Origin of the sequence: Kitasatospora sp. NPDC056138 (assembly GCF_042264695.1) — a bacterium.
Taxonomy (GTDB): domain Bacteria; phylum Actinomycetota; class Actinomycetes; order Streptomycetales; family Streptomycetaceae; genus Kitasatospora.
On the sequence record NZ_JBHJVK010000154.1, the window covers coordinates 1 to 3,380 of the forward strand.

The 3,380-nt window shown below is 73.5% G+C and carries 1 protein-coding gene; it reads right to left on the bottom strand.

Annotated features, from left to right (window positions below; genetic code table 11):
* Positions 1–3,380: SDR family NAD(P)-dependent oxidoreductase (locus tag ACFC1R_RS38675; RefSeq protein ID WP_375946407.1), on the bottom strand; the 3,380-nt coding region annotated here is incomplete at both ends.

Sequence of the window (3,380 nt, forward strand, 5' to 3'; positions counted from 1 at the left end):
TCGCGCAGGGCGTCGCTGAGGCGTTTGAGGACGACGATGCCCACGCCGCTGGCGAAGACCGTGCCGTTCGCGTCGGCGTCGAACGGACGGCAGTGTCCGTCCGGAGACTGGATCCCGCCGTCCTGGTAGAGGTAGCCGCCGCGCTCCGGCACGCGCACCTTCGCCCCGCCCGCGATCGCCGCGTCGCACTCTCCTGCCGCGAGGCTCCGGCAGGCCTGCGCGATCGCGACGAGCGAGCTCGAGCACGCGGTGCTGACGCTCACGCTCGGGCCGCGCAGGTTGAGCCGGTACGAGATCTGGGTCGCCGCGAAGTCCTTGTCGTTGCCCATCCCGACGAAGAGGGGATCGAGGTCGGAGGTACCGCGGTGGGGCACCAGGTTGTTGAGCAGGTAGCTGCTCATCGCGGCGCCGACGTAGACGGCGACCGACCCGGGGTAGTTCCGCGGGTCGTAGCCCGAGTCCTCCAGAGCCTCGTACGAGCACATCAGCAGCAGGCGCTGCTGCGGGTCCATGACCTCCGCCTCGCGCGGCGAGAAGCCGAAGAAGCCCGGGTCGAACTGGTCGACGCCGTTCGGGGTGCCGGCCACAGCGACGTACCGGCCGCGGGGGCCGATCGCCGACTCGGCCGGCTCCGAAGTGGGCACCAGCGACTCGACGCCGTTGACGAGGTTCTGCCAGAACTCCTCGACGTTGTCCGCGCCCGGGAAACGGGCCGCCATGCCGATCACGGCGATCGCCGAGTCGTCCGCCGGCCTCGGTTCCGCGGTCCGCTGGGCCGGGAGCGCCTGCGCCGCCGGATCCGGGGACAGCCGGTCGACCAGGTGGGCGACGGTCGGGTACTTGAAGAGGTCGGACACCGGGAGTGCGGTCTGCAGCCGCTCCTTGATCTGCCGACCCGCCTCGATCACGAGCAGCGAGTCGCCGCCCAGTTCGAAGAAGTTCGCGTCGACATCGATCTCCGAACGCCCGAAGAGGTTCCGCCAGATCTCGATCAGCGTCTCCTCGACCTCGGCCCGGGACCGCTCGACCGGCGCTCCGGCGTCGTGCCGGGTCGGTTCGAGGTGGCGGGCGCCGCGGGCGGCGAGACGGTCGGGCAGCGTGCCGGTCGACACCACGACGCGCCGCTGCCCACCGCTGACCGCCTGCTCGAAGACCGCCAGGGCGGCGGTGGCCGAGATCCCGGACCGCTCGTGATCCGCGTGGGCGGCGACGACGGCCGCAGGCAGGCGCTCGGGCGCCGCCATTCCGACGCCGCGCCAGGTGTCCCAGGCGATGGTCACGGCACCTTCCGGAGCCTCGGGCGAGCACGCCCAGCTGTCCAGGAAGGCGTTCGCGGCGCAGTAGTCGACCTGGCCGACGTTGCCCAGCAGCGCGCTGACGGAGGAGAAGACGGCGAAGAAGGCGAGCCGGTGCTCCCGCAGCGCCGAGGCGAGGGCGAGCGTGCCGTCCAGCTTGGGCGCCAGCACCTGCCGCATGGCCTCGGACTGCTGGAACTGCGCCAGCCCGCCTCCGGCCAGGCCCGCGGCGTGGATCACGCCCTCAACCGGCCCGAAACGCGCCTCGGCGCGGCCCAGGGCCTGCGCGAGCGCCTCCCGGTCCGTCACGTCGAAGCACTCGACGTGCACCTCGGCGCCGGCCGACTCCAGTCGGCGGACCAGAGCCAGCCTGCGGCGGATCTCCGCCTCGGTACCCGGGTCACCCTCCAGCTCCGCCCACTGCTCGCGCGGCGGCAGCGGGGTGCGCCCGGTGAGCACCAGACGCGCCTGGTAGCTGCGCGCCAGCCAGCCCGCGATCTCGCTGCCGATGCCACCGAAGCCGCCCGTGACCAGGTAGACCGCACCCTGGCGGAAACGGGTCCGCGCCGCGGCGGAGGCGGTCGGCAACTGCTCGACGCGCTCGACATGGCGGACCGCGCCGCGGTACGCGACCAGGCTGTCCGGCAGCGCCGCGCGCACCTCGGTGACGACCGACTGGAAGGCCGCCTCGAAGCCGTCCTCCGCGCCGTCCGCCGCGGCCTCGAAGTCGATCACCGACGCGGTGAGCGCCGGATACTCCAGCGGAAGGGTCCGCACCGGGCCGAGGACCAGCGCCTGTGCCGAGGGAGCCGTCGGCTCCCGCCCCTCCAGCCGGGCCAGACCACGGGTGACGACGGCGAGCCGGGTGGCGTCGGCGCCACGGCGCGGGCCCACGGCGCGGGCCAGGAGCACCAGGCCGTCGAGCGACCGGACGCGGGCCTGCTCCAGGCTCGCGCCTGCCTCGACGTCCCACAGGTACAGCACGTTCCAGGTGCGGGGTCCGCCCTGCTCCTGGAGCGCGTCCACCAGCTGCTCGAAGTCCGCGGCGATCTCGGGCCGGACGCGGAAGGCGTCCTGGGCCGTGCGCTCGTAGTCGGTGCCCGCGGTCACCGTGACCACCTGCTCGCCCGACTCGCGCAGCCGTGCCGTCCAGCGGTCGGTGGCCGGGGCGGCGTCGGTGAAGACCAGCCAGCGCGCCGTGCCCGGCTCGGTGGTGGCGGCGGGGGAGGCTGCCTTCCGGAGGACCGGCCGGAACAGTCGCGTCCCGTCCTGACCCGACGGCCGCTGGGCGGCCCGCTCGATCCAGTAGCGCTTGTGGTCGAACGCGTGAGCGGGCAGCGGCACCTTCCGCGGCTTGCGGTGTTCGTGCAGTGCGGACCAGCGGACGGGTGCGCCGTTGACCCAGAGCCGCGCCAGCGACTCCCGGGCCACCTGGACGTCGTCGCGGTCCTCGCGGGCGTGCCGCATGGAGGGCAGCAGGATCCGCTCGCGGGCCTCCGGGTGGTCGGCCACCATCATCCTGACCGCGGCGCCGGGCCCGACCTCCAGCAGCACGGCGTCGGGCTCGTCCCGCAGGAGGGTGGACAGGCCGGCGGAGAACCGCACGGTGCTGCGGATGTGCTGGGCCCAGTAGGAAGCGCTGGTGGCCTGCTCCGCCGTGATCCAGTCGCCGGTCACGTTCGACACGAACCGGATACGGGGTGCCTTCAGTTCCAGCCGCGCGATCTCCCGCTCGAACTCCGCCAGCATCGGCTCCATCATCGGGGAGTGGAAGGCGTGCGAGGTGGCCAGCCGTCGGTGCCGCACGCCGCGCTCGGTCAGTGCGGCGGCCGCCCGGTCGATCGCCTCGTGGGTGCCGGAGAGCACCGTCTGCCGCGGGCTGTTCACCGCTGCCAGGACGCAGTCGTCGGTCACGAACGCCGTCGCCTCGGCCTCGCCGAGCGACACCGCCAGCATCGCGCCCGGGGCCTGCTGCTGCATCAGCTTGCCCCGTAGGCAGGTGATGTGGAGGGCGTCGTCGAGGGTCCAGACGTCGGCGAGGGTGGCGGCGACGAGTTCGCCGAGGCTGTGGCCGATGAGGGCGTG